Source organism: Dyella ginsengisoli LA-4 (assembly GCF_000334915.1).
Lineage (GTDB): Bacteria > Pseudomonadota > Gammaproteobacteria > Xanthomonadales > Rhodanobacteraceae > Dyella_A > Dyella_A ginsengisoli_A.
Window position 1 is genome coordinate 39,326 of the sequence record NZ_AMSF01000024.1, and the last position, 23,636, is coordinate 62,961.

The window sequence follows — 23,636 nt, forward strand, 5'->3', positions numbered from 1 at the left end:
CCTCAGCCAGTCAGGCGCTCGAGGAAGGCTTTCGACCAGGCGTCGATATCCTGCTTCTCCAGCACGTCCATCATCGCCCGCCAGCGTTGGCGCCGCTCGCGCAAGGGCATGGTCAGTGCGCGTCCCAGCGCATCGGCCAGCTCGGCCGGATCGGCCGGGTTCACCAGCAGCGCGTCGCGCAGCTCGGCCGCCGCACCGGCGAAACGCGAAAGCACCAGCACGCCCGGATTCTTCGGGTCCTGGCAGGCGACGTATTCCTTGGCCACCAGGTTCATGCCGTCGCGCAACGGGGTGATCAGCGCCACCCGGGCGGTGCGGTAGTAGCCGGTGAGCAGGGAATGCGGAAACGACTGGTTGACGTAGCGGATCGGCACCCAGTCCGGCGCGGCATATTTGCCGTTGATGTGCCCGGCCAGTCGCTCGAGCTCGCGACGGATCTGGCGGTACTCCGGCACGCTGCCGCGCGACGGCGGAGCGATCTGCAGGAAGCTGATCCTTCGATGCAGGTCGGGACGGTGTTCGAGCAGGTGGTCATAGGCGCGGAAGCGCTCGGGCAGGCCCTTGGAATAGTCCAGCCGGTCCACCCCGATGATCAGCGCGCGGTCCTGCAGGCTGGTCTCGAGCTGGGCGATCTCGTCCAGACGGGCGGCCTCGCGTGCACTCTGCGCGACCTGGGCGGTATCGATGCTGATCGGGAACACCGACGCGCGGAAGCTGCGCCCGTCCGGCCCGCGCAGACGCCCGCCGGGGCGCATGGCGCCGCCGATCTCGTGCAGGAAGTAGTCCTCCAGCGCGCGCAGGTCGCGCGCGGTGTGCAGGCCGACCAGGTCATAGGCGGACAGCGTCTCGAACAGGGCCTGGTGGCGCGGCAGTCCGATCAGCAGCGCCGCCGCGGGCAGTGGGGTGTGCAGGAAGAAGCCGATGCGGTTCTTCACCCCGCGGGCGCGCAGCCGGGCGGCCAGCGGAATCAGGTGGTAGTCGTGGACCCATATCACGTCGTTCGGCTCGAGCATCTGCACGAGATGGTCGGCGAACAGTGCATTCACCCGCAGGTATCCCTCCAGCTGCTCGCGCCGGTAGTCGACCAGGTCGGGGCGGTAATGCAGCAGCGGCCACAGCGCGCGGTTGGCGAAGCCGGCATAGAACTGGTCGTGGTCGAGGCGGGACAGGTCGAGGGTGACGTACTCCACCGTGTCGTCGCGCACGCGGCGCACGCGGCCGGTGTCGCTGCCGACCTTGCCGCTCCAGCCGAACCACAGGCCGCCGCGCTCGCGCATCGCCGCGCGCATCGCCGAGGCGAGTCCGCCGGTGGCGGTCTGCTTCGGCAGTGCGACGCGGTTGGAGACCACTACCAGTCGTCCCGGGGTCTTCGCGCCGCTCACAGCGCATCCTCCCAGCGGCGCGACAGGCGCCTGGCCGCCTGGATCAGGCCGACCATCGAGTAGGTCTGCGGAAAATTGCCCCAGTGTTCGCCCGATGCCGGCGCCAGGTCCTCGGAGAGCAGGCCGAGCGGATTGCGGCGCGCCAGCAGCAGTTCGAACATCTCCCGTGCGCGCTGCTGGCGACCCGTCGCGGCGAGCGCCTCGATGTACCAGAACGTGCAGATGGTGAAGCTGGTCTCCGGCGTACCGAAGTCGTCCGGTGCGATGTAGCGGAACAGGTAGTCGCCCCGGCCGAGCGCCGCACCGATGGCGTCGACCGTCGCCACGAAGCGCGGGTCCATCGGGTCGACGAAGCCGATGTCGGCGAGCAGCAGCAGGCTGGCGTCGAGGTGCTCACCATCGAACGCGTCGACGAAATGCCCCAGGCGCCCGTTCCAGCTGCGTTCCAGGATGCGTTCGCGCAACGCCACGGCGTGGTCGTGCCAGTGGCGGGCGCGCTCGTCCAGGCCCAGTTCGGTGGCGATGTGGGCCAGGCGGTCGCAGGCCGCCCAGCACATCGCGGCGGAATAGGTGTGCACGGCGGCGCGGCCACGGAATTCCCACAGTCCGGCATCCGGCTCCTCGGCCATGCGCACGGCCAGCCGGCCCATGCGCTCGAGCCGCTCGAACGCGCGGGTGTCGCCCCTCTGCTCGATGCGACGGTCGAAGAACAGTTGTGCCGAGGCCAGCACCACCGAGCCGTAGACGTCGTTCTGGCGCTGACGCCAGGCATCGTTGCCGACCCGCACCGGCCCCATGCCGCGATAGCCGGCCAGGTGCGGCTCGACTCGCTCATGCAGCTCGCGCTCGAAGGTGATGCCGAACACCGGGCCCACCTCGTCGTCGCGGTCGGCGGCGATCAGGTTGAATACGTAGCGGATGTAGTTCTCCATCGTGCGGGTGGCACCGAGACGGTTGAGCGCGCGCACGGTGAAGGCCGCATCGCGCAGCCAGCAGTAGCGGTAGTCCCAGTTGCGTTCGGTGCCCGGCGCTTCGGGGATGGACGTCGTGAGGGCCGCGACGATGGCGCCGGTGGCTTCGTACTGGCACAGCTTGAGCGTGATCGCGGCGCGGATCACCGCGTCCTGCCATTCGTAGGGAATGGACAGGTAGCGCACCCAGTCGAGCCAGTACTCGCGCGTGCGCTTGAGGGCCAGCGACACGAAATCGGCCGGACTGTCGTTCAGTGTCTCGTCGGGACCGAACACGAAGTGTGCCGCCCGGTCGAGCCCGAACGGCAGGGCGCGTTCGATCATCGGCACCGGCACGTCGCTGGTCAGCCGCAGGGTGGTGTCGGCCAGCCGGTAGCGCAGATGGTTGCTGCCACTGGTGGCCGGCGCCGCTTCGGCGCCGTAGCGATTCCTCGGACGCATCCGCACGCGTACGCGCGGCGAGCCGTGCAGTGGCCGCACGCGGCGCACCAGCATGACCGGATGGAACATCCTCCCGTGGGTACGGTAGCGGGGCGCGAAGTCGGTGATTTCGATGGCGCCGCCGTGGTGGTCGTGCAGGCGGGTGATCAGCACGGCGGTATTCGGGTCGTATTGCTGCCCGCTGCAGGCCAGGTCGAGCAGCTCGATGCTCCAGTCGCCGCCGCCCTCGCGGGGAGAGAGCAGGGCACAGAAGGCCGGGTCGGCATCGAACGTGGGCAGGCAGGACCAGACGATGCTCCCGCGCGGATCGACCAGGGCGGCGACGGTGCCGTTGCCGATCACGCCGAGCTCAAGCTGGGCCGGAGGGTTCTCCTTCGGGTCGGAGGGCATGGGACGGGGCTCCTTGCTGGATCGCGTCGAGAACGCAAGCCAGCCAATGCTGCACGGCAGCAGGGCTAGGGAGCGTGAAACGGGCGGCGGTGGGCGTACGGTCGCCGACGCGGATCGCCCATCCGTCGCGGCGCTCGATGGCCGCGAAGGCGTGTTCGTCGGTCAGGTCGTCGCCGAGGTAGACCGGCCGGCGGTCACGGAACGGCGGCCGTTCGAGCAGGGCAGTCACCGCGCGCCCCTTGTCCATGCCCTCCGGCTTGATCTCGGTCACCAGGTTGCCGGCCTGCAGCTCGTACCCTTCCAGCGAATCGGCCAGTTCGGCCGCGGCGGCGAGGAGGGTGTCGTAACGATCCGGGTGGCGGCGGCAATGCAGGGCGACTGCGCTCCCCTTGTCTTCCAGCTGCACCCCTTCCAGCGTCCGGGTCAGCTGTCGGGCACGTTGTCGCAGGAGGTCGAGGGAGGCGGAATTCACCGGCAGGACGCGGCGTGTGCCGTCGGCATGGCGAAGCTCCAGGCCATGCAGGCCGGCCATCGCCCAGGGCAGGTCGAACAGCCGCTCCAGATCGGCCAGCGCGCGGCCGCTCACCAGCGCCACTGCACCCTCGAGCGCATCGTGCAGGGCGAGCAACCGTCGTCGCAGCGATGGATCGACGGAAACGGCAGCCGGATCGTCCTGGAAATCCAGCAGGGTGCCGTCGACGTCGAGGAACAGCGCCCAGCGTTCGCCGCCCCCGGGCAGGGGCGGCATGGGCAGGTCGGAGACGGGTGGGACGGTGCGATTCATGAAGTGGGCACGTTAGCCGGGAGCATGTGAAGGCCGGGCGCATCGCTTGAATCGCCCGGCCCCGTCCGCATCTTCCGGCTCAGTGGCAGCGGGGCTGCCAAATTCTTTTCGAGAGGGGATTCACCTCATGCGGATGGACAAACTCACCTCGCGTTTCCAGCAGGCACTGGCCGACGCGCAGTCGCTGGCGGTCGGCCGCGACAACAACATGCTCGAGCCGGCGCACGTGATGGCGGCGCTGCTCGACCAGCAGGGCGGCTCGACCGCGCCGCTGCTGGCCCAGGCGCAGGTCAACGTGCCGGCACTGCGCCAGCGTGTCGGCGAGATCCTCGCGCGCCTGCCGCAGGTCAGCGGGCAGGAGGGCAACATCAACGTCGGCAACGACCTCTCGCGCCTGCTCAACCTCACCGACAAGCTGGCGCAGCAGCGCGGCGACCAGTTCATCGCCAGCGAGCTGTTCGTGCTGGCGGCGCTGGAGGACAGGGGCGAGCTGGGCGCGGCGCTGAAGGCGGCCGGCGCGACCAAGGCCAACCTCGAAGCGGCGATCGACAAGGTCCGCGGCGGCGAGAAGGTGCAGAGCGAGAACGCCGAGGACCAGCGTCAGGCGCTGGAGAAGTACTGCATCGACCTCACCTCGCGCGCCGAGAGCGGCAAGCTCGATCCGGTGATCGGCCGCGACGAGGAGATCCGCCGCACCATCCAGGTGCTGCAGCGGCGCACCAAGAACAATCCGGTGCTGATCGGCGAGCCCGGCGTGGGCAAGACGGCGATCGTCGAGGGTCTGGCCCAGCGCATCGTCAAGGGCGAGGTGCCCGAGGGTCTGCGCGACCGCCGCGTACTCGCGCTGGACATGGGCGCGCTGATCGCCGGCGCCAAGTTCCGCGGCGAGTTCGAGGAGCGCCTCAAGGCCGTGCTCAACGACCTGGCCAAGAACGAGGGCCAGATCATCCTGTTCATCGACGAGCTGCACACCATGGTCGGTGCCGGCAAGGCGGACGGCGCGATGGATGCCGGCAACATGCTCAAGCCGGCGCTGGCGCGTGGCGAGCTGCACTGCATCGGCGCCACCACGCTGGACGAGTACCGCAAGTACATCGAGAAGGATGCCGCGCTGGAGCGCCGCTTCCAGAAGGTGTTCGTGGGCGAGCCGAGCGTGGAGGACACCATCGCGATCCTGCGCGGCCTGAAGGAGCGCTACGCGGTGCACCACGGCGTGGAGATCACCGACCCGGCGATCGTCGCCGCGGCCACGCTGTCCAACCGCTACATCCCGGACCGCCAGCTGCCGGACAAGGCGATCGACCTGATGGACGAGGCGGCCAGCCGCATCCGCATGGAGATCGACTCCAAGCCGGAGGAGCTCGATCGCCTCGAGCGCCGGCTGATCCAGCTGAAGATCCAGCGCGAGATGCTGAAGAAGGAGAAGGACGACGAGTCGAAGAAGCGCCTCGCCGACCTGGAGGCCGACATCGAGAAGCTGGAGCGCGAGTTCTCCGACCTCAACGAGGTCTGGAAGTCCGAGAAGGCCGCGCTGCAGGGCGCGACCAAGGTGAAGGAGCAGATCGAGGCCGCACGCGTCGAGCTGGAGGCGGCCCAGCGCCGGCAGGACTACGCCAAGATGAGCGAGATCCAGTACGGCCGCCTGCCGGAACTGGAGAAGCAGCTTGCCGCGGCGCAGGCCGCCGAGCAGCAGGGCGACTTCAAGCTGGTGCAGGACCGCGTCACCGCCGAGGAGATCGCCGAGGTGGTCTCGCGCTGGACCGGCATCCCGGTCTCCAAGATGCTCGAAGGCGAGCGCGAGAAGCTCTTGAAGATGGAGGACGCACTGCACGCGCGCGTGGTCGGCCAGGACGAGGCGATCAAGGTGGTGTCCGACGCGGTGCGCCGTTCGCGCGCCGGCCTGTCCGACCCGAACCGGCCCAGCGGCTCGTTCCTGTTCCTCGGTCCCACCGGCGTGGGCAAGACCGAGCTGTGCAAGGCGCTGGCCGAATTCCTGTTCGACTCGGCCGATGCGATGGTGCGCATCGACATGAGCGAGTTCATGGAGAAGCACGCGGTGTCGCGGCTGGTCGGTGCGCCCCCGGGCTACGTCGGCTACGAAGAGGGCGGTTATCTCACCGAGGCGGTGCGTCGCCGTCCGTACAGCGTGATCCTGCTGGACGAGGTGGAGAAGGCGCATCCGGACGTGTTCAACATCCTGTTGCAGGTGCTCGACGACGGCCGCCTCACCGATGGCCAGGGCCGCACGGTGGACTTCCGCAACACGGTCATCGTGATGACCTCGAACCTCGGTTCGCACCAGATCCAGGAGCTGGCCGGTGACGACAGCCCGGAGGCCTACACGCAGATGAAGGCCGCGGTGATGGGCGTGGTGCAGGCGCACTTCCGCCCGGAGTTCATCAACCGGCTGGACGACATCGTGGTGTTCCACCCGCTGACCAAGCCGCAGATCCGCCAGATCGCACGCATCCAGCTGCGCAGCCTGGAGAAGCGGCTGGCCGAGCGGCAGCTCGCGCTCACCATCAGCGAAAAGGCGCTGGACCTGCTGGGCAACGTCGGCTTCGACCCGGTCTACGGCGCGCGGCCGCTGAAGCGGGCGATCCAGCAGCAGGTGGAGAACCCGCTGTCGCGGCAGATCCTGGAGGGGCACTTCCCGTCCGGCGCCACCGTGGCGGTGGATGCCGAAGGCGGCCAGCTGGTGTTCCGCAAGGCCTGATCGACCGCGTGCCGCCCCAAGAAAAGAAAAAGCCCGCCGTGAGGCGGGCTTTTTCTTTGCCTGCGCGGCGCGGCCTACCAGTGGTAGGCCACGGTCGCGTAGTAGTACGAGCCGCTGAAGCCGAACGGCGAGGAGTTCGGGTACGGCAGGATGATGTTGAAGGCGCTGGTGCGCGGCTGGTTCTTGTCGGGGTACTGGTTGGTGACGTTGTTGCCGCCGACACTGAAAGTCCAGTCGTTCCAGTTGTAGCTTGCCGACAGGTCGAGCAGCACGGCGGCGCCGTAGGTCTGGTCTCCGCTCGGGTTGGTGGCGAAGGTGGTCCACTCGCCGTAGCGGGTCAACTGGCCGTGCAGGCTCCAGTTGCCGATCGTCCAGTCGCCGGCGACGAAGGCCTTGGTCTTGGGGGTGCCCTTGGTGATGCGGCCCTGTTCGGAGCGATCGATGATCGGCAGGGTGAGGCCGGCCAGTCCCAGCTGCGGCGGGTTCGCGGCGATCGAGCGGATCGTGGTCTTGTTCCAGTTGATGCCGCCGGTGAGCTTCAGCGAGGAGCTCTGAAGTTCGATCGGGTAGGTGGAGACCAGGTCCGCGCCGCGGGTGCGGGTGTTCACCGCGTTGGTGAAGAAGCGGCCGCCGCTCACGAACGGGATGCCCACCGAGGTGAGGTAGTCCTGTACGGCGGAGCCCACCAGATTGCCGCTGAGGATGATGCGGTTGTCGATGTCGATCTGGTACAGGTCCAGCGTGGTGTACAGGCCGCTGTCTGGCGTCAGCACCAGGCCTACGCTGTAGTTGCGCGACTTTTCCGGCTTGAGATTCTGGGCGCCCAGCGCCCGCGCCGCCGGATCGCTGACCGGGAACGTGCGGATGGTGTACGGCACCAGTACGCCATTGCCCTGGTTGACGAAGTTGATCGCGGTCGAGGAGTAGTACTCCTGCTGCAGCGACGGTGCACGGAAGCCATTGGACACGGTGCCGCGCAGCGCCACGGTGTCAGTGAACGCATAGCGGCCAGACAACTTGGCCGAGGTGGTGCTGCCGAAGTCGCTGTAGTGCTCGTAGCGCGCCGCGAAACCACCGGACAGCTTGTAGGTCAGGTCGGTCTCGAGGTCGATATAGGCCGCATCACTGTTGCGGCTGTGGCTGCCCGCGTCGCCGGGCTGGTAACCCGGGAACACCTGGGCGCCGGCGCCGGCATAGGACGCGGCATCGCCTTGCTTGATGGTGAACGACTCGTGGCGATGCTCGAGGCCCCAGGCCACGGTCAGCGGGCTTTCCAGGCCGCTGACGTTGAAGTCGCGGCTGAAGTCCCCGTTGAAGCTGTCCTGGCGGTTGCTCAGCGTGCCGATGTAGAAGCCGGTCGGCGAGTTCGGGTCGAGCGAGTAGTTGTAGGTGTCGGCGGTGTGCAGCTTCCAGTGGTTGCCGCCGGTGTTTGCGCTCAGGTCGTAGTTCCAGCCGGCGACCTTTCCGCGCACGCCGAGCACTTCGGAGTCGTCGCGGATGGCGCTGTTTTCGATCGGCAGGTAGCCATTGGGGTACTGGGCCAGCGCGCCGGGTTGGCTGCCCGAGTACGTCGACAGCGAGCGGAAGAAGCCGCCGGAGCTGACGTTGCGCTTGTTGAACAGCGTGAAGGCGTACAGCTGCGCAGCCGGACTCAGGTCGTACTGGGCGTTGATCGCCGCCTGCTTGGAGCGGGTCTGCGGCAGGCCGTAGTGGAAGGTGACCGTGTTGTAGGTCGGATCGGCCGGATAGCGCATGTCCGGGCCGGCACGGTTGGTCGGATCCTGGTGCGTGGCGTTGGCGCTCAGGTGGATCCAGCCCTTGTCACCGAGCTTGAAGCCGCCGTCGGCGCCGCCCTGCCAGGTCTTGCCGTCGCCGGTGTCGTAGCGGCCGCCGGTCAGGCTGGCCGAGCCGTGGCTGGCCCCGCCCTTGAGGATGATGTTGATCACGCCGGCGATGGCGTCGGAGCCGTACTGGGCGGCCGCGCCGTCGCGCAGCACTTCGACGTGGTCGATGGCGTTGATCGGGATCGCATTGATGTCCACCGGCGACGAGCCGCGCCCGAGCGATCCGTTGACGTTGACGATGGCGGTCGGGTGCTGGCGCTTGCCGTTGATGAGCACCAGCGTCTGGTCGGGCGACAGGCCGCGCAGCTGCGCCGGCTGGGTCGCGTCGGTGGCGTCGGTGACCGAGGGCTGCGGGAAGTTGAACGACGGCAGCAGCGTGCGCAGCGCGGAGGCGAGATTGGGTGCGCCGGTGTTCTGCAGGTCCTTCGGCGTCAGCACGTCGATCGGCGCCAGCGAGGTGGACTCGGTGCGGTCGAACGAGCGGGTGCCGGTGACCACCACGGTCTGAAGTTCCGTGGTCTTCTTCTTGGCGGCGTCCTGGTTGGCGGACGCGTCCTGCGCCACGGCCACCTGCGACAAGGCAAGCAGGGTGGCTGCGGCGAGAGCGGTGCGGGTCAGCGTGGGTCGTGCAAGCATGATGTTTCTCCCCGGGGTCGACGGGTCGCGTGTGGGGCGCGACGGATATCCCTGCAGCAGTGGGCCGGATCGCGCGAGATGTTGCGATGCGGCATGATTCCCTGTCTTCGGAAGCTAGGCAGCGGACGTCGTTCTGTCAACCTGACGTTAGTAATATGTAACAAAGGCGTCCCGCGGTCCGTCGGGCGCCATGCTTGAAATTGACCGGGGCGCCGCCATAGACCGGCGCCATCGAGGTTTCCTGGAGATTCCGATCCATGCCCATCTACGCGTTTGCCTGCAAGGCATGCGGTCATGCCTTCGACCGCCTGCAGAAGCTTTCCGATGCCGATCCGACCGTCTGCCCGGCATGCGGTGCCGAGCAGGTGCAGCGGCAGGTCACCGCGCCGTCGTTCCGCCTGGCCGGCAGCGGCTGGTACGAGACCGACTTCAAGAAGGCCGGGGACAAGAAGCGCAACCTCGCCGGGGATGCCGCCGCTCCGGCCCCGGCCCCGGCCCCGGCTCCGGCTCCGGCTCCGGCGCCCGCTCCGGCGCCTTCGTCCGGTAGCGACTGACCACGGTTCAAACCCCGTTGGGGCGGGCGACTGTAGGGTTCGGCCACCTGTCTTCGAAAGGGGTCTTCATGCGGATTTCCCTCGCCGCTTTCGGCGGTCTGGCCCTGGCCATCGCGATCCTGTCTCTCTCTTTTCCCGGCCTAGTGGAGGCGCGCCAGGGCTGGAACGATCCGGTTCGCTGCAACAGCCAGGATGGGCATTACGCCCGCTGTGTCATGCCCTGGCGGAACGCCCGCCTGCTTCGTCAGGAGTCCAAGGCGGACTGTATCCGCGGGCAGAGCTGGGGTGTCGATCGCGGTGTGTTGTGGGTCGACCGCGGCTGTCGCGGCCTTTTCGTGGCCGCCGACCGCTGGTACGGCGGCCGCGACGATGGTGGCTGGCGCGACGGCGACGACCACGGTCGCTGGCAACATCATGACGACGATCGCCCCCGTGAACGCGATGATGATCGCGGCGGCTGGCGTCCGGGCCACGATTGGGATCGCGACATCCGCCTGCAGTGCGACAGCAATGGCCGCCGTTACCAGATGTGCCGGGTCGACACGGGGCGACATGGTCGGGCCCGACTGGTGCGGCAGCTTTCCAGCTCCCGCTGTACCGAGGGCTACAGCTGGGGCTACAACCGGGCGGGAGTGTGGGTTGACCACGGTTGCCGCGGCCAGTTCGTGGTGCAGCGGCGCTGGTAGGGAGGCCGCGGAGCGGGTCCTGGCCTGCTCCGCTCCCGGCGGCTTGCGTCCGCTGCAGTGCTACCATTGGCGGTCTTTTCCCTGCCCATTCCGCGATCGCGGCCCGGAGTTCCAAGCGCATGCGCACCCACTACTGTGGACTCATCGACGAGTCCCTGGTCGGCCAGACCGTCACCCTGTGCGGCTGGGTCAACAAGACCCGCCTGCAAAGCCACGTTGCCTTCATCGACCTGCGTGACCACGAAGGTCTCGCCCAGGTGGTGGTGGAGCGCGAGAACGCCGACGCCTTCGCCGTGGCCGGCGAGGTGGGCTACGAGTACTGCCTGCGCGTGACCGGCACGATCCGCGCGCGGCTCTCGGTCAACGACAAGCTGAAGACCGGCACGGTGGAACTGCTGGCCGAGAAGGTCGAGATCCTCAATGCCGCGAAGGACCTGCCGTTCGCGCTGCACGAGAACCCGAACGAGGACATGCGGATGACCTACCGCTACCTCGACCTGCGCCGCCCGGAGATGCAGGCGATGATGCGCAAGCGCATCAAGCTGGTGCAGGCACTGCGCCGCTACCTCGACGAGCGCGGCTTCCAGGACATCGAGACGCCGATCCTGACCAAGGCCACACCGGAAGGCGCGCGCGACTACCTGGTGCCCAGCCGCGTGCATCCGGGCCAGTTCTACGCGCTGCCGCAGTCGCCGCAGCTGTTCAAGCAGATCCTGATGATGGCGGGCTTCGACCGCTACTACCAGATCGCCCGCTGCTTCCGCGACGAGGACCTGCGCGCCGACCGCCAGCCGGAGTTCACCCAGCTCGATCTCGAGTTCGCCTTCGTCGAAGAGCAGGACGTGCAGGACTTCGTCGAGGAGCTGATCCGTCACGTGTTCCGCGAAGTGCAGGGCGTCGAGCTGGACGCCGCCTTCCCGCGCATGACCTGGGAAGAGGCCATGCGCCGCTTCGGCTCGGACAAGCCGGACCTGCGTATCGCGCTGGAGCTTGTCGATGTAGCCGAGGCGCTGAAGCACGTCGAGTTCAAGGTGTTCGCCGAGCCGGCCAACGATCCGGCAGGCCGCGTCGCCGCGCTGCGCGTGCCGGATGCGGCCTCGCTGTCGCGCAAGGAGATCGACACGCTGACCGAGTTCGTCGGCCGCTACGGCGCCAAGGGTCTGGCCTGGCTCAAGGTCGAGGATCTGGCCAAGGGTCGCGAGGGCATCAACTCGCCGGTGGCGAAGTTCCTCGACGATGCCGCGCTCGATGGCGTACTGAAGGCGACCGGCGCACGGACCGGCGATATCGTGTTCTTCGGCGCCGGCAAGTGGAAGACGGTCACCGACTTCATGGGCGCGCTGCGCCTGAAGGTCGGCAAGGATCGCGGCCTGGTGGAAAACACCTGGAAGCCGCTGTGGGTCACCGACTTCCCGATGTTCGAGTACGACGAGGAGGAGCGGCGCTTCGTGGCGCTGCATCACCCGTTCACCGCGCCGAAGGTCGACGACATCGCCGATCTCAAGGCCAACGCAGCCAACGCGGTCAGTCGCGGCTACGACATGGTGCTCAACGGCAACGAGATCGGCGGTGGCTCGATCCGTATCCACCGGCCGGAGATGCAGAGCGCGGTGTTCGAACTGCTCGGCATCGGCGCGGAGGAGGCCGAGATGAAGTTCGGCTTCCTGCTCAAGGCGCTGAAGTTCGGCGCGCCGCCGCACGGCGGCCTCGCGTTCGGCATCGACCGGATCGCCGCGCTGATGGCCGGTACCGAGTCGATCCGCGACGTGATCGCCTTCCCCAAGACCACCAGCGCGCAGGACCTGATGACCGATGCGCCGTCGCCGGTGGGCGATGCGCAGCTGAAGGAGCTGCACGTGCGCACCGCCGTCGATCCGTCCGCCTGAAGCGGGATCGCGTCGGCGAACCGCGGCGGGCGGCGCGGGCAGAATGCAGCGCCCCGCCCGCCGGGCGGTCTTCTCCTTCTTCCACGTTGGCCGGTCCCCATGCTTGAACACGTCATCCTGCTGCACGGCCTGTGGATGAGGGGCTTCGCACTGGCCATGCTGCATCGTCGGATGATGGAGGCGGGTTTCCGCGTTCACCGCTTCGACTACCTCAGCGTGGCGGCGACCCAGGAGCGCATCCTGGAACGTCTGCAGGGCCGGATGCGCGACCTTGGCGATATCGGTGGCCCGGTCCACCTGGTCGGGCACAGCCTGGGCGGGCTGCTCGCGCTCAAGGCCTGCCGCGAAGAGAGCATCCTGCCTCCGGGGCGGGTGGTATGCCTGGGCTCGCCCCTGCGTGGCAGTGCCGCGGCTCGGGAATTCTCGCGCTTCGGGCGCGGTGGCGAAGTGCTGCTGGGGCACAACCGTGACCTGCTCGAGAAGGGCTTCGAGCGTTGGGACGGCCGGCGCGAGGTGGGCGTGATCGCCGGCCGCTCGCCGATCGGGCTGGGTGCGGTGCTGACCCATATCGAGGGCGACCACGACGGCACGGTGGCGGTGGCCGAGACCCGGCTGCCCGGTCTGGCCGACCACTGCGTGGTGGACACCAACCACACCGGCCTGCTCTTTTCGGCCGATGTGGCGCGCCTGACTGCCTGCTTTCTGCGGGAGGGGCGTTTTGCCGCAGTGACGGCCCCGGCAGGGCCGGCCGGCTGAAACCCCCGGGCCACCCTTCCACGGCCCACGGGGGGATGGAGTAAAATTCGGCGCTTGTCCACTGTCAGGTTGCGCAACGCCATGGGTAGAGGCCCGTCCATCGAAGGTCGCAAGAACGCCGAAGACGCCAAGCGCGCGAAAGTGTTCACCAAGCTGATCCGCGAAATCACCGTCGCCACTCGTGCCGGCGTAGCCGACCCGTCCGGCAACCCGCGGCTGCGCGCGGCCGTGGACAAGGCGTTGTCGGCCAACATGCCCAAGGACACCATCGAGCGCGCGATCAAGCGCGGCTCGGGCGCCGACGGCGGCGCCGCGATGGAGGAGCTGCGCTACGAAGGCTATGGCCCGGCCGGCGTGGCGCTGATCATCGAGTGCTTCACCGACAACCCCACCCGCACGGTGGCCGATGTGCGCCACGCGTTGACGCGTCACGGCGGCAACCTCGGTACCAGCGGCTCGGTGGCGTTCCAGTTCACCCGCTGCGGCGAGATCGTGTTCGCTACCGGTGGCGACGAGGCGGCCGAGGAAAAGGTGCTCGAGGCGGCGCTGGAGGCGGGGGCCGACGACGTGGTGAACGAGCACGGCGAGAGCACGGTGATCTGCGCGCCGGAAAACTTCGAGGCGGTGCAGCAGGCACTGGCCGCGGCCGGGCTGGAGTCCGACCATGCCGGCGTCGGCATGCGCCCGAACAATCGCGTGGCAGTGCCCGCGGACGCGCAGGAAACCATGCAGGACCTGCTCGAGCGCCTGAACGCGCTCGACGACGTCAGCGAGGTCTACCACAACGCGATCCTGCCGGCCGAGGCGGCGGATTGATCCGGCGTCGGCCCTCGGGCCGCGTCGGCGCGTGCAGCGCATGACCCGCATTCTCGGCATCGATCCCGGTAGCCAGCGTACCGGTGTCGGGATCATCGATGTCGACACGCAGGGCAAGCTGTCCCACGTCTTCCATGGTGCGCTGGTGGTGGGCAACGAGGCGTCGTTCCCGCTGCGTCTGAAACGCATCTTTGACGAGCTGTGTGACATCATCGCCGCCCATCGTCCATCCGAGTGCGGGATCGAGCGTGTGTTCATGGCGCGCAATCCCGACTCGGCATTGAAGCTGGGGCAGGCGAGGGGCGCCGCGATCTGCGCGGTGGTCAGCCAGGGGATCGCGGTGCACGAATACGCAGCAACCGAAGTGAAGCAGTCGGTGGTCGGCAGTGGCCGCGGCGACAAGACCCAGGTACAGCACATGATTGGCGTACTGCTCGGCTTGAAAGGGCCGTTGCAGGCCGACGCCGCGGACGCGCTGGCGATCGCCGTGACCCATGCACACACCCGTGCCAGCCTGGCCCGCGTCGGTATTCCGCGCACGGCCTGGAGGCGTGGCCGATGATCGGTCGCCTGCGTGGCACCCTGGTGTCCAAGCAGCCGCCGTGGCTGCTCGTCGACGTCGGCGGCGTGGGCTACGAGCTCGAGGCGCCGATGTCGACGATCTTCGACCTGCCGGCGACCGGCAAGGAAGTGATCCTGCTCACCCATCACGCGGTGAAGGAGGACAGTGTCGCCCTTTACGGTTTCCTGCAGGAATCCGAGCGCGCGCTGTTCCGCAGCCTGCTGAAGGTCAGCGGGATCGGCGCGAAGATCGCGCTGGCGGTGCTGTCCGGTGTGTCCACCGGCGACTTTGCGCGGTTGGTGCAGGCCGGTGACGTGGTCGCGTTGACCAAGATCCCCGGCATCGGCAAGAAGACCGCCGAACGTATCGTGGTCGAGCTGCGCGATCGGGTCGACGGGCTGGACCATGTCCGGCTGCCCGGTCAGGCCCCTGCCGGCGCCCCGATGGACGCGGCCGGCGAGGCGACGGTCGCGCTGCAGCAACTCGGCTACAAGCCGGCCGAGGTCACGCGCCTGGTGCAGAAGGTCGCCGCCGACGGCGACAGCGCCGAGGCCATCATCCGCAAGGCGCTGCGCGCCGCCCTGGGCGGCTAGGCAGCCGGGAATCGCATGAGCCAGTCATCGCAAGTTTCGCAACACGCAGGATCCACCGAAGGCGGCCAGCACGGCAGCGTTTCGGCGCTGATACTCGGTGCCATCGGTGTGGTGTTCGGAGACATCGGCACCAGCCCCCTGTACACGATGCACGAGACCTTCCTGCCGGAGCACGGGCTGCATCCGCGGCCGGCCACGGTGCTCGGGATCCTCTCGCTGATCACCTGGTCGCTGATCATCGTGGTGGCATTGAAATACGTCAGCCTGGTGATGCGCGCCGACAACAAGGGCGAGGGCGGGATCATGGCGCTGATGACCCTGGCCCAGCGGGCCGTGGGCCAGTCCCCCCGCATGCGCAAGCTGGTGGTGCTGATGGCATTGCTGGGGGCGGCACTGTTCTTCGGCGATGGCGTGATCACGCCGTCGATCTCTGTGTTGTCGGCGGTCGAGGGCCTGGAGGTTGCCGCGCCCGGGCTGTCGCACTGGGTCGTGCCGGTCACCGTAGGCGTGCTGCTCGGGCTGTTCTGGATGCAGCGCCATGGAACGGCCAAGGTCGGCGCGGTGTTCGGGCCGATCATGGTGCTGTGGTTCCTCAGCCTCGGCGTGATCGGCGCGTGGAACATCCTGAAGTCGCCGGGGGTGCTGTACGCGCTCAATCCCTGGTACGCGGTGCAGTTCTTCATGACCCACGGCATGGCTTCGGCACTGGCCCTGGGTTCGGTCGTGCTGTGCGTGACCGGTGCCGAGGCGCTCTACACCGACATGGGTCACTTCGGGCGCTTCCCGATCCGCGCGGCCTGGTTCTTCTTCGTGATGCCGGCCCTGCTGCTCAACTACTACGGCCAGGGTGGCCTGCTGCTGATCGAGCCGGCGGCGATCAGCAACCCGTTCTACCACTCGGTGCCGGACTGGGCGCTCTACCCGATGATCGGACTGGCGACCGCCTCCACGGTGATCGCTTCGCAGGCAGTGATCTCCGGCGCCTTCACGGTGACCCGGCAGGCGATCCAGCTCGGCTTCGTGCCGCGCATGCAGGTGGTGCACACCTCGCGCGAGGCGATCGGGCAGATCTTTCTGCCCTGGGTGAACCGTTCGCTGATGATCGCGGTGATCGCCACGGTGGTGAGCTTCGGGTCGTCCAACGCGCTGGCCGGTGCCTACGGCATCGCCGTGACCGGCACGATGGCGATCGACACCGTGCTGGTGATGATCGTCGCCCGCCGCATGTGGCACTGGAACCGGGCGCTGGTGATCGTGGCCGCGATCGCTCTGCTGTCGGTGGACCTGAGCTATTTCGGTGCCAACACGCTGAAGATCCTGCAGGGCGGCTGGTTCCCGCTGGTGCTCGGCCTGGTGATGTTCGTGGTGATGACCACCTGGCGTCGCGGTCGGGACCTTGTGGTCCGCGAGATCAAGCAGAGCGGACTGGCGCTGAAGCCGTTCATCGCCAACATCGCCGAGCATCCGCCGCTGCGCGTCCCGGGAACGGCGGTGTTCCTCACCGCCAACCAGGAGGCCGTGCCGCACGCGCTGTTGCACAACCTCAAGCACAACAAGGTGCTGCACGAGCGCAACGTGCTGCTGACGGTGGAGACGCTGGAAACGCCGGTGGCCGAATCCGACGAGCGGATCCAGCTCGAGGAGCTCGGTGGCGGCTTCTATCTGCTGACCCTGCGCTTCGGCTTCGCCGAGGATCCGAACATTCCACTGGCGCTGGGGCAGTGCTCGCGCAGCGGCCTGCCGTTCGACCTGATGGACACCACTTTCTTCCTGTCGCGCGAGAGCATCGTGGCGGGCGCGCGCCGACCGGGCATGGCACTGTGGCGCGACAAGCTGTTCGCTTTCATGGCGCGCAACGCGTTGCCCGCCACGGCCTTCTTCCAGATCCCGGGCAACCGCCTGATCGAGCTGGGTGCGCAGGTGGAGATCTGAAAAGCGGGAGCGGGGCCCCGGGGGTGAGAGGAAGACCGGTGCCCGGGGCGGCGTACGGGGTCTCCCGCCTCCCGCTCCTCTTCACTCACCCCTCGCCTCAAGCCCCATAATGCCGCCATGACCGATCGCATCATTACCGCCGCCGCCCAGCTCGACGACGACGCCCTGGAGGCCACCATCCGGCCCAGGCGGCTGGCCGAATACCTCGGCCAGCAGGCAGTGCGCGAGCAGCTGTCGATCTACATCGAGGCGGCCAGAAAGCGCGGCGGAGCGCTCGACCACGTGCTGATCTTCGGGCCACCCGGGCTGGGCAAGACCACGCTCAGCCACGTGATCGCCAACGAGCTGGGCGTCAACGTCCGCACCACCTCCGGTCCGGTGCTCGAGCGCGCCGGCGACCTGGCCGCGCTGCTGACCAACCTCGAGCCGCACGACGTGCTGTTCGTGGACGAGATCCATCGCCTGTCCCCGGTGGTCGAGGAGGTGCTCTATCCGGCGATGGAGGACTTCCAGATCGACATCATGATCGGCGAGGGGCCGGCCGCCCGGTCGATCAAGCTCGACCTGCCGCCGTTCACCCTGATCGGCGCCACCACCCGGGCGGGCATGCTCACCGCGCCGCTGCGCGACCGCTTCGGCATCGTGCAGCGTCTGGAGTTCTATACGGCCGAGGAGTTGACCGACATCGTCCGCCGTGCCGCCCGCATCCTGGGCATCGCCTGCGAACTGGAAGGCGCGCAGGAGATCGCCCGCCGCTCGCGCGGCACGCCGCGCATCGCCAACCGCCTGCTGCGCCGGGTGCGCGATTACGCCGAGGTGCGCGCGGGCGGGGCGATCACCCGGGAGGCGGCGCAGGCCGCGCTGGGCATGCTCAAGGTCGACCCGCAGGGTTTCGACGAGCTGGACCGCCGCCTGCTGTCGCTGATCATCGAGAACTTCGACGGCGGCCCGGTGGGCGTGGAGTCGCTGGCGGCGGCGCTGAGCGAGGATCGCGGCACCCTCGAGGACGTGGTCGAGCCGTACCTGATCCAGCAGGGCTATCTGGTGCGCACCGCTCGTGGGCGCATGGTCAGCGCCAAGGGCTGGCGCCATCTCGGTCTGGCCCCGCCGCCGAGGCAGGCGCTGGCGCCTGACCTGTTTTCCCCCGAACCGGACGAGCGCTGACCCGGCGCGGCGTCCGGCCTCCTGGTCTGCAAGAGAGTCCGACGATGCCCCCTTTCGAATGGCCGGTACGCGTGTATTGGGAAGATACCGACGCCGGTGGCGTGGTCTACCACGCGAGCTACCTGCGTTTCATGGAGCGCGCCCGCAGCGAGTGGTTGCGCAGCCTCGGCGTGGCCCAGTCCGAGTTCAAGGCGCGGACCGGGCTGGCCTTTCTGGTGCGTTCGATGAAACTGGATTTCCTCAAGGCTGCCCTGCTGGATGATGAATTGCTCGTGACGGTCGAAGTCAAAGAGCGGCGCGCAGCCAGTATCCTGTTCGGTCAGGTCGTCCGGCGTCGCGACGGGACCCGCCTCATCGAGGCCGAAGTGCGCGTCGCCTGCGTCGATGTCGAGCGCATGGTGCCGGTACGGATACCGGACGACGCCATTCCCGGCCTGACCCCCTAGATTCCCATTCCCTGCGGAGAACTCCCCAAGCCATGAACGGTGGACTGAACATTTTCACGCTGGTCGCGGACGCGAGCTGGCCGGTCAAGTTCGTCATGCTGGTGCTGCTGGCGTTCTCCTTCATGTCCTGGGTGATCATCATCCGCAAGTACACGCAGATGAAGGCGGCCACCGAGAACGCCGAGGAGTTCGAGGAGCGTTTCTGGTCCGGCGGCGACCTGGCCGGCCTGTTCCGCGAGGTCAGCGGGCGCGGTGCCGACAACGGCGGCATGGAGACCATCTTCGAGTCCGGCTTCCGCGAGTTCGCCCGCCAGCGCCAGCGCAAGACCCACGACATGCGCGTGGTGATGGAAGGCACCGAGCGCGCGATGCGCGTGGCCGGCACCCGCGAGATCGGCCTGCTCGAGCGCAACCTGGAGTTCCTCGCCAACGTCGGCTCGATCGCTCCCTACGTCGGCCTGTTCGGCACGGTGTGGGGCATCATGGGCGCGTTCCAGGGCCTGGGCGAGATGAAGGACGTCACCATCGCCGCGGTGGCGCCGCACATTTCCGAGGCGCTGATCGCCACCGCGATGGGCCTGTTTGCGGCGATCCCGGCGGTGTGGGCGTACAACCGCTACGCCAACCGGGTCGAGCGCATCGCCTCGCGCTACGAGGTGTTCCAGGAGGAGTTCTCCTCGGTCCTGCAGCGCCAGATCCAGTCCGACGACGTCCGCTGAGGGACGCCCGCCATGCGCCCGACCCACCGCAAGCGGCACAAGCTCAAGTCCGAGATCAACGTCGTGCCTTACATCGACGTGATGCTGGTGCTGCTGATCATCTTCATGGTCACCACGCCGATGCTCAATGCGAACGTCGACGTGAACCTGCCGCAGGCCAACGCCCGCTCGCTGAAGGACAAGAAGGACCCGGTCATCATCTCCGTCGGGGCCGACGGCAAGCTGTTCCTCACCCTTGGCGATGCGAAGAAGGAGCCGATCGACGAGCAGGGCTTGAAGACCAAGGTCGGGGCCTTCGTCAAGGCGAACCCGGAGGTCAGCGTGCTGGTGGCCGGCGACCGCGACGGCAAGTACGACGGCGTTTACCAGGTGCTGGCCGATCTGCAGCAGGCCGGCGTGGCCAAGGTCGGCCTGATGAGCCAGCCGCAGCAAGGGACGAGCGCGTCCGATGGACGAAAGTAAGCGCACGCCCCTGGCCGTGGTGCTGGCGGCCCTGCTGCACCTCGGCATCCTGGCGTTCCTCTACCTGGCGATCCTGCCGTGCTCGACCTACGAGAGGTGGTTCGAGTTGCTGCACCTGCCCGCCGGGTGGAACCCGATCGCCTGCGCCAAGCCGCTGGAGCTGCCGGGCCAGCCGATCGAGGCGGTGTTGATCGGCCCCACCGGGGCGCCGCCGCCGAAACCGACCAAGGCACGCCCGGTCCCCGATTCGGTCCCGCCGCCCCCGGCCGTGCCGCCACCGACCCCGACGGTGCAGGCGCCGCAGGTCAAGACGCTGCCGCCGCCGCCGGAGCATCCGGACGTGGTCGACCAGGAAAAGGTCGTGGCCGAGGCGCTGCAGAAGGCAGAGGACGCCAAGAAGGAGCAGGAAGAGCGCCAGCGCCAGCGCCAGGCCGAACTGGACGCCCAGGCGGCCAGGAAGAAGCAAGAGGAAAAGAAGAAGATCGATGAGCTGTTCGCCAAGCTGGACAAGGCCTCGGCCGCCACGCGCCAGGCCGACAACCGCAAACGCCAGGCGGAACAGCAGCTCAAGGATCTGCAGAACACCAGGGACGACGGCCTGCCGGACGTGCCGGCGGCCGCCCAGCGGCAGACCGGCACCAACGGCAAGGACGACAGCCTGCTGGCCAAGTATCAAGCAGCGATTCAGAACGCGGTCACGCAGAACTGGCTGCGCCCGGATAACATGCCGAGCGCTCCGTGTGTCGTTCATATCACCCAGCTGCCCGGCGGCGACGTCATGAGCGCCAAGGTCGACAGCAGCTGCCCGTACGACGACGCCGGACGCCGATCGGTGGAAAACGCGGTACTTCGCGCGCAACCCCTGCCCTACAAGGGTTTCGAGAGCGTGTTCCAGCGTGATCTCACCTTCACCTTCAGGCCGCAATGATGAGGCTCATGCGTAAACACAATCTGCTGTTCGCCCTCGCTGCGCTGGTTCTTGCGACCCTGGTCGGTCCCCGGGCTTCCGCCCAGTCCCTCAACGTCGACATCGTCGGTGGCGTCAAGACCGCTACCCCGATCGCCGTGGTGCCGTTCGCCCAGGACGGTGGCACGCCGCTGCCGACCGACATCGCCGACGTGATGCGCAACGATTTCAACCGTTCGGGCAAGTTCCGGGCGCTGGCCAAGAGCGAGATCGTCGAATTCCCGTCCAAGGGTTCGGACATCCATTTCGCCACCTGGCGGCTGCTCAAGCAGGACTACATCACCGTCGGCCATATCAGCGACGCCGGCAGCGGCCTGGTCCGGGTCGACTACGAGCTGTGGGACGTGAACAAGCAGCAGAGCCTGCTCTCGCAGTCGATGACGGCACCGGTCGGCGACCTGCGTGGCGTCGCCCACCAGATCGCCGACCAGATCTACGAGAAGATCACCGGGGTGCGCGGTGCATTCTGGACCCGCATCGCCTACATCACCGCGGTCGGCCTCGGCAACCACACCACCTACTCGCTGATCGTGGCCGATTCGGACGGCTACAACCCGCAGGTGGTCGCCCGTTCGCGCGAATCCCTGCTGTCCCCCACCTGGTCGCCGGACGGCAAGAAGATCGCCTACGTCTCGTTCGAGAGCGGCAACTCCAACATCTATGTTCAGGACATCACCACCGGCGCCCGGCAGCTGGTCGAGGCGCACCGCAAGGGCATCAACGGTGCGCCGGCCTGGTCGCCGGACGGCACCAAGCTGGCGGTGTCGCTCTCCTATGTCGGCAACCCCGAGATCTTCGTGCTGGATCTGGCCACCCACAAGGAAACCCGGCTGACCAACAACCTGGCGATCGATACCGAGCCGAAGTGGTCGCCGGACGGTCAGTCCATCTATTTCACCTCCGACCGCTCCGGCCGCCCCCAGATCTACAAGATGGCGGCGACCGGCGGTGCACCCGAGCGCGTGACGTTCCAGGGGCAGTACAACGCCGAGGCGAACATCAGCTACGACGGCAAGCAGATCGCCATGGTGCAGGGCAACGGGAACGTGTATCGTATTGCTGTCATGGACAATAGTCTGGGCGGGCAAGTGCGCTTCCTGTCGCCGGGTCCCATCGACGAATCGCCCAGCTTTGCCCCCAATGCAAGCATGCTGCTTTATGCCGCGACCGAAGGTCCCCGTGGCGTGCTCTACGCCGTGTCGGCTGACGGCATGGTTCGGCAGCGACTGGTGCTGGCCGACGGCGATGTCCGTGAACCCGCCTGGGGCCCGTTCCGGCAGCGCTGAGATTCTCCAGGCGCGGCAGCTCATCGCCGCGCCGGCCGCCCAAGGAGTGGGCCCGCGAGGACGTCTGCGGGCGTCCTCTCGGTTTTTGGGTCGCCGGGTGTCTGACGGCAACCCGTGGTCGAGGAGGCGAGGCAACCCGCCATTTCGACTTCTGCTTTTAGTCAAAAGAACAGCCGGACCACCGGCGCATGCTGTCCCGAAACCGTAATCGTCATTGTCTGTCGGAAAACAACCCGTTTCTAAGGAACGTCACCATGAATAAGACCGTTCGCGTTGCCCTGGTCGCCCTGCTGTGCGTGGGTGCGGCCGCCTGCTCCAAGAAGCAGGAAGTGAAGCAGCCCGCTCCGCAGCCGGAGCCGGCCCCCGTGACCCAGCCGGCGCCGAGCGACGGCAAGTACACGCCGGCCGATCTCGACACCGACGCCTGCCTGCGTCAGCGCGTCGTGTACTTCGATTTCGACAAGAGCGAGATCAAGCCGGAGTTCCAGCAGATCATGGCGTGCCACGCCAAGTACCTGCAGGATCGTCCGGAAGCGCACGTGCGTCTCGAGGGCAACACCGACGAGCGCGGCACCCGCGAGTACAACCTGGGCCTGGGCGAGCGCCGCGGCAATGCCGTGTCCGACGCGCTGCAGGCGGCCGGTGGTTCGGCCAGCCAGATCGAGGTGATCTCGTACGGCAAGGAAAAGCCGGTGTGCCGTGAGCACAACGAGGACTGCTGGAGCAAGAATCGTCGCGTCGAGATCGTCTACACGGCGAAGTGATGAAGACGCGTCTGGCTCATCGTCTCGTAGCCAGCGTGGGCATGGCGGGCGCGTTTGCGTCCGCCATGCTGTTGGCTGGTCCCGCGTCCGCACAGGATTCCCGCCTCAGCCTCGCCGAGCGTGTCGCGCGGCTCGAGCAGCAGGCACAGAATCAGGACAAGGGTGGCATCGGGCTGGTCAACCAGGTCCAGGCGCTGCAATCGCAGTTGCAACAGCAGCAGGGTCAGATCGAGGAGCTGCAGCATCAGTTGCAGATGCTCGACGACAAGAGCAAGGCACAGTACGTCGATCTGGATTCCCGCCTCGGGCGCCTCGAGGGCGGAGCCGCCGCGGGGTCCAGGGCCGCTCCGGCCGCTGCTGGTTCTGCAGCGGGCGCAGCCGCGGGTGGGCCGGCTCAGGCCGCAGGCGGTGCGGCGGGCGCGTCCGGTACGGCAGCAGGTACCACCACGCCGGCACCGGCACCGGCCACGGCAGACGAGCAGTCGGCCTACGACACGGCTTTCAACGCGCTGCGCGGTGGCGACTATGCCGCGGCTTCGCGAGGGTTCCGCGATTTCATCCAGCAGCACCCGGACAGCGCCCTGGCGCCGAATGCCTGGTACTGGCTGGGCGAGTCCTATTACGTGACCACCAACTATTCGGTGGCGCTGGAAGCGTTCAAGCGTCTGCTGACGCAGTTTCCGCAGAGTGAAAAGGCGCCGGATGCGCTGCTCAAGGTCGGGTACACGCAGTACGAGCTCAAGCAGGTCGACGCCGCCAAGGCGACCCTGCAGGACGTTCTGAAGAAGTATCCCGGCAGCAAGGCGGCCAGCCTGGCGCAGGAGCGCCTGAACCGGATCCAGTTGCAGTCCGCGCAGTCGGCGAACTGAGGCCGGCCCG

General features: G+C 67.7%; 21 protein-coding genes. 17 read left to right on the plus strand and 4 right to left on the minus strand.

Going from position 1 to position 23,636, the window contains the following annotated elements; translation table 11 throughout:
• Window positions 1–2: 2 nt before the first annotated feature.
• Genes otsA through otsB form a run of 3 tightly spaced genes read right to left on the minus strand, consistent with a single transcriptional unit; the run spans window position 3 to window position 3,968 of the window.
• Entirely contained in the window at window positions 3–1,382 is a 1,380-nt protein-coding gene (gene otsA / locus C693_RS0106715) for an alpha,alpha-trehalose-phosphate synthase (UDP-forming) (RefSeq protein ID WP_017461489.1), read from the minus strand.
• On the minus strand, window positions 1,379–3,184 hold the full coding sequence (locus C693_RS0106720) for a glycoside hydrolase family 15 protein (RefSeq protein ID WP_017461490.1): 1,806 nt from the start codon (window positions 3,182–3,184) through the stop codon (window positions 1,379–1,381). Before C693_RS0106720 ends, otsA begins: the two co-directional genes overlap by 4 nt.
• Entirely contained in the window at window positions 3,144–3,968 is an 825-nt protein-coding gene (gene otsB / locus C693_RS0106725) for a trehalose-phosphatase (RefSeq protein ID WP_017461491.1), read from the minus strand. Before otsB ends, C693_RS0106720 begins: the two co-directional genes overlap by 41 nt.
• A 127-nt stretch (window positions 3,969–4,095) precedes the next feature.
• Between otsB and clpB the strand changes: the two genes are divergently transcribed.
• Complete coding sequence (clpB, locus tag C693_RS0106730) at window positions 4,096–6,684, plus strand: ATP-dependent chaperone ClpB (RefSeq protein ID WP_017461492.1); 2,589 nt, start codon at window positions 4,096–4,098, stop codon at window positions 6,682–6,684.
• 74 nt (window positions 6,685–6,758) lie between these two features.
• On the opposite strand, the gene C693_RS0106735 is transcribed toward clpB, so the two are convergent.
• On the minus strand, window positions 6,759–9,164 hold the full coding sequence (locus C693_RS0106735) for a TonB-dependent receptor plug domain-containing protein (protein WP_017461493.1): 2,406 nt from the start codon (window positions 9,162–9,164) through the stop codon (window positions 6,759–6,761).
• Window positions 9,165–9,421: 257 nt separating this feature from the next.
• Here C693_RS0106735 and C693_RS0106740 point away from each other — a divergent pair, with 257 nt between their 5' ends.
• From C693_RS0106740 to ybgF, 16 genes are all read left to right on the plus strand, one after another.
• Complete coding sequence (locus tag C693_RS0106740; protein WP_017461494.1) at window positions 9,422–9,718, plus strand: FmdB family zinc ribbon protein; 297 nt, start codon at window positions 9,422–9,424, stop codon at window positions 9,716–9,718.
• Window positions 9,719–9,786: 68 nt separating this feature from the next.
• Window positions 9,787–10,404 (plus strand): DUF3011 domain-containing protein, encoded by a 618-nt coding sequence (locus C693_RS21280; RefSeq protein WP_043598521.1) that lies wholly within the window; start codon window positions 9,787–9,789, stop codon window positions 10,402–10,404.
• Between the two features lie 119 nt (window positions 10,405–10,523).
• A complete protein-coding gene (gene aspS, locus C693_RS0106750) occupies window positions 10,524–12,290 on the plus strand; it encodes an aspartate--tRNA ligase (RefSeq protein WP_017461496.1) in 1,767 nt (588 codons plus the stop codon).
• A gap of 99 nt (window positions 12,291–12,389) precedes the next feature.
• Window positions 12,390–13,046, plus strand: a complete 657-nt coding sequence (locus C693_RS0106755; RefSeq protein ID WP_017461497.1) for an esterase/lipase family protein — start codon at window positions 12,390–12,392, stop codon at window positions 13,044–13,046.
• A gap of 81 nt (window positions 13,047–13,127) precedes the next feature.
• The gene (locus C693_RS0106760) at window positions 13,128–13,862 is read left to right on the plus strand and encodes a YebC/PmpR family DNA-binding transcriptional regulator (RefSeq protein WP_026107234.1); all 735 of its coding nucleotides are present in this window, start codon (window positions 13,128–13,130) and stop codon (window positions 13,860–13,862) included.
• A gap of 40 nt (window positions 13,863–13,902) precedes the next feature.
• Complete coding sequence (gene ruvC, locus C693_RS0106765; protein ID WP_026107235.1) at window positions 13,903–14,424, plus strand: crossover junction endodeoxyribonuclease RuvC; 522 nt, start codon at window positions 13,903–13,905, stop codon at window positions 14,422–14,424.
• Complete coding sequence (gene ruvA / locus C693_RS0106770; protein ID WP_017461500.1) at window positions 14,421–15,017, plus strand: Holliday junction branch migration protein RuvA; 597 nt, start codon at window positions 14,421–14,423, stop codon at window positions 15,015–15,017. The genes ruvC and ruvA overlap by 4 nt, the downstream gene beginning before the upstream one ends.
• Before the next feature lie 15 nt (window positions 15,018–15,032).
• Complete coding sequence (locus tag C693_RS0106775; RefSeq protein WP_017461501.1) at window positions 15,033–16,949, plus strand: potassium transporter Kup; 1,917 nt, start codon at window positions 15,033–15,035, stop codon at window positions 16,947–16,949.
• 117 nt (window positions 16,950–17,066) lie between these two features.
• Window positions 17,067–18,113 (plus strand): Holliday junction branch migration DNA helicase RuvB, encoded by a 1,047-nt coding sequence (gene ruvB / locus C693_RS0106780; RefSeq protein WP_017461502.1) that lies wholly within the window; start codon window positions 17,067–17,069, stop codon window positions 18,111–18,113.
• A 44-nt stretch (window positions 18,114–18,157) separates the two neighbouring features.
• Window positions 18,158–18,559, plus strand: coding sequence for a tol-pal system-associated acyl-CoA thioesterase (gene ybgC / locus C693_RS0106785; protein ID WP_017461503.1), 402 nt, complete (start codon window positions 18,158–18,160; stop codon window positions 18,557–18,559).
• Between the two features lie 32 nt (window positions 18,560–18,591).
• A complete protein-coding gene (gene tolQ / locus C693_RS0106790) occupies window positions 18,592–19,278 on the plus strand; it encodes a protein TolQ (RefSeq protein WP_017461504.1) in 687 nt (228 codons plus the stop codon).
• A 12-nt stretch (window positions 19,279–19,290) separates the two neighbouring features.
• Window positions 19,291–19,740 carry a protein TolR gene (tolR, locus tag C693_RS0106795; protein WP_017461505.1) on the plus strand — a complete coding sequence of 150 codons (450 nt, stop codon included), beginning with the start codon at window positions 19,291–19,293 and terminating at the stop codon, window positions 19,738–19,740.
• Window positions 19,727–20,668 (plus strand): cell envelope integrity protein TolA, encoded by a 942-nt coding sequence (gene tolA, locus C693_RS0106800; RefSeq protein WP_017461506.1) that lies wholly within the window; start codon window positions 19,727–19,729, stop codon window positions 20,666–20,668. Before tolR ends, tolA begins: the two co-directional genes overlap by 14 nt.
• An 8-nt stretch (window positions 20,669–20,676) precedes the next feature.
• Window positions 20,677–21,993, plus strand: a complete 1,317-nt coding sequence (gene tolB, locus C693_RS0106805; RefSeq protein ID WP_017461507.1) for a Tol-Pal system beta propeller repeat protein TolB — start codon at window positions 20,677–20,679, stop codon at window positions 21,991–21,993.
• A gap of 254 nt (window positions 21,994–22,247) precedes the next feature.
• A complete protein-coding gene (gene pal, locus C693_RS0106810; RefSeq protein WP_017461508.1) occupies window positions 22,248–22,757 on the plus strand; it encodes a peptidoglycan-associated lipoprotein Pal in 510 nt (169 codons plus the stop codon).
• Window positions 22,757–23,626 (plus strand): tol-pal system protein YbgF, encoded by an 870-nt coding sequence (gene ybgF / locus C693_RS0106815; protein WP_017461509.1) that lies wholly within the window; start codon window positions 22,757–22,759, stop codon window positions 23,624–23,626. The genes pal and ybgF overlap by 1 nt, the downstream gene beginning before the upstream one ends.
• Window positions 23,627–23,636 lie beyond the last annotated feature (10 nt).

Bases quoted from the DNA above. Each gene is read 5' to 3' on its own strand.
- pal (WP_017461508.1), top strand. From the start codon at position 22,248: ATGAATAAGACCGTTCGCGTTGCCCTGGTCGCCCTGCTGTGCGTGGGT.
- ruvA (WP_017461500.1), top strand. From the start codon at position 14,421: ATGATCGGTCGCCTGCGTGGCACCCTGGTGTCCAAGCAGCCGCCGTGG.
- tolA (WP_017461506.1), top strand. From the start codon at position 19,727: ATGGACGAAAGTAAGCGCACGCCCCTGGCCGTGGTGCTGGCGGCCCTG.
- clpB (WP_017461492.1), top strand. From the start codon at position 4,096: ATGCGGATGGACAAACTCACCTCGCGTTTCCAGCAGGCACTGGCCGAC.
- tolQ (WP_017461504.1), top strand. From the start codon at position 18,592: ATGAACGGTGGACTGAACATTTTCACGCTGGTCGCGGACGCGAGCTGG.
- C693_RS0106755 (WP_017461497.1), top strand. From the start codon at position 12,390: ATGCTTGAACACGTCATCCTGCTGCACGGCCTGTGGATGAGGGGCTTC.
- C693_RS0106720 (WP_017461490.1), bottom strand. From the start codon at position 3,184: ATGCCCTCCGACCCGAAGGAGAACCCTCCGGCCCAGCTTGAGCTCGGC.
- ruvC (WP_026107235.1), top strand. From the start codon at position 13,903: ATGACCCGCATTCTCGGCATCGATCCCGGTAGCCAGCGTACCGGTGTC.
- C693_RS0106735 (WP_017461493.1), bottom strand. From the start codon at position 9,164: ATGCTTGCACGACCCACGCTGACCCGCACCGCTCTCGCCGCAGCCACC.
- tolB (WP_017461507.1), top strand. From the start codon at position 20,677: ATGCGTAAACACAATCTGCTGTTCGCCCTCGCTGCGCTGGTTCTTGCG.
- C693_RS0106775 (WP_017461501.1), top strand. From the start codon at position 15,033: ATGAGCCAGTCATCGCAAGTTTCGCAACACGCAGGATCCACCGAAGGC.
- otsB (WP_017461491.1), bottom strand. From the start codon at position 3,968: ATGAATCGCACCGTCCCACCCGTCTCCGACCTGCCCATGCCGCCCCTG.
- C693_RS21280 (WP_043598521.1), top strand. From the start codon at position 9,787: ATGCGGATTTCCCTCGCCGCTTTCGGCGGTCTGGCCCTGGCCATCGCG.
- C693_RS0106740 (WP_017461494.1), top strand. From the start codon at position 9,422: ATGCCCATCTACGCGTTTGCCTGCAAGGCATGCGGTCATGCCTTCGAC.
- tolR (WP_017461505.1), top strand. From the start codon at position 19,291: ATGCGCCCGACCCACCGCAAGCGGCACAAGCTCAAGTCCGAGATCAAC.
- ruvB (WP_017461502.1), top strand. From the start codon at position 17,067: ATGACCGATCGCATCATTACCGCCGCCGCCCAGCTCGACGACGACGCC.
- aspS (WP_017461496.1), top strand. From the start codon at position 10,524: ATGCGCACCCACTACTGTGGACTCATCGACGAGTCCCTGGTCGGCCAG.
- ybgC (WP_017461503.1), top strand. From the start codon at position 18,158: ATGCCCCCTTTCGAATGGCCGGTACGCGTGTATTGGGAAGATACCGAC.
- C693_RS0106760 (WP_026107234.1), top strand. From the start codon at position 13,128: ATGGGTAGAGGCCCGTCCATCGAAGGTCGCAAGAACGCCGAAGACGCC.
- ybgF (WP_017461509.1), top strand. From the start codon at position 22,757: ATGAAGACGCGTCTGGCTCATCGTCTCGTAGCCAGCGTGGGCATGGCG.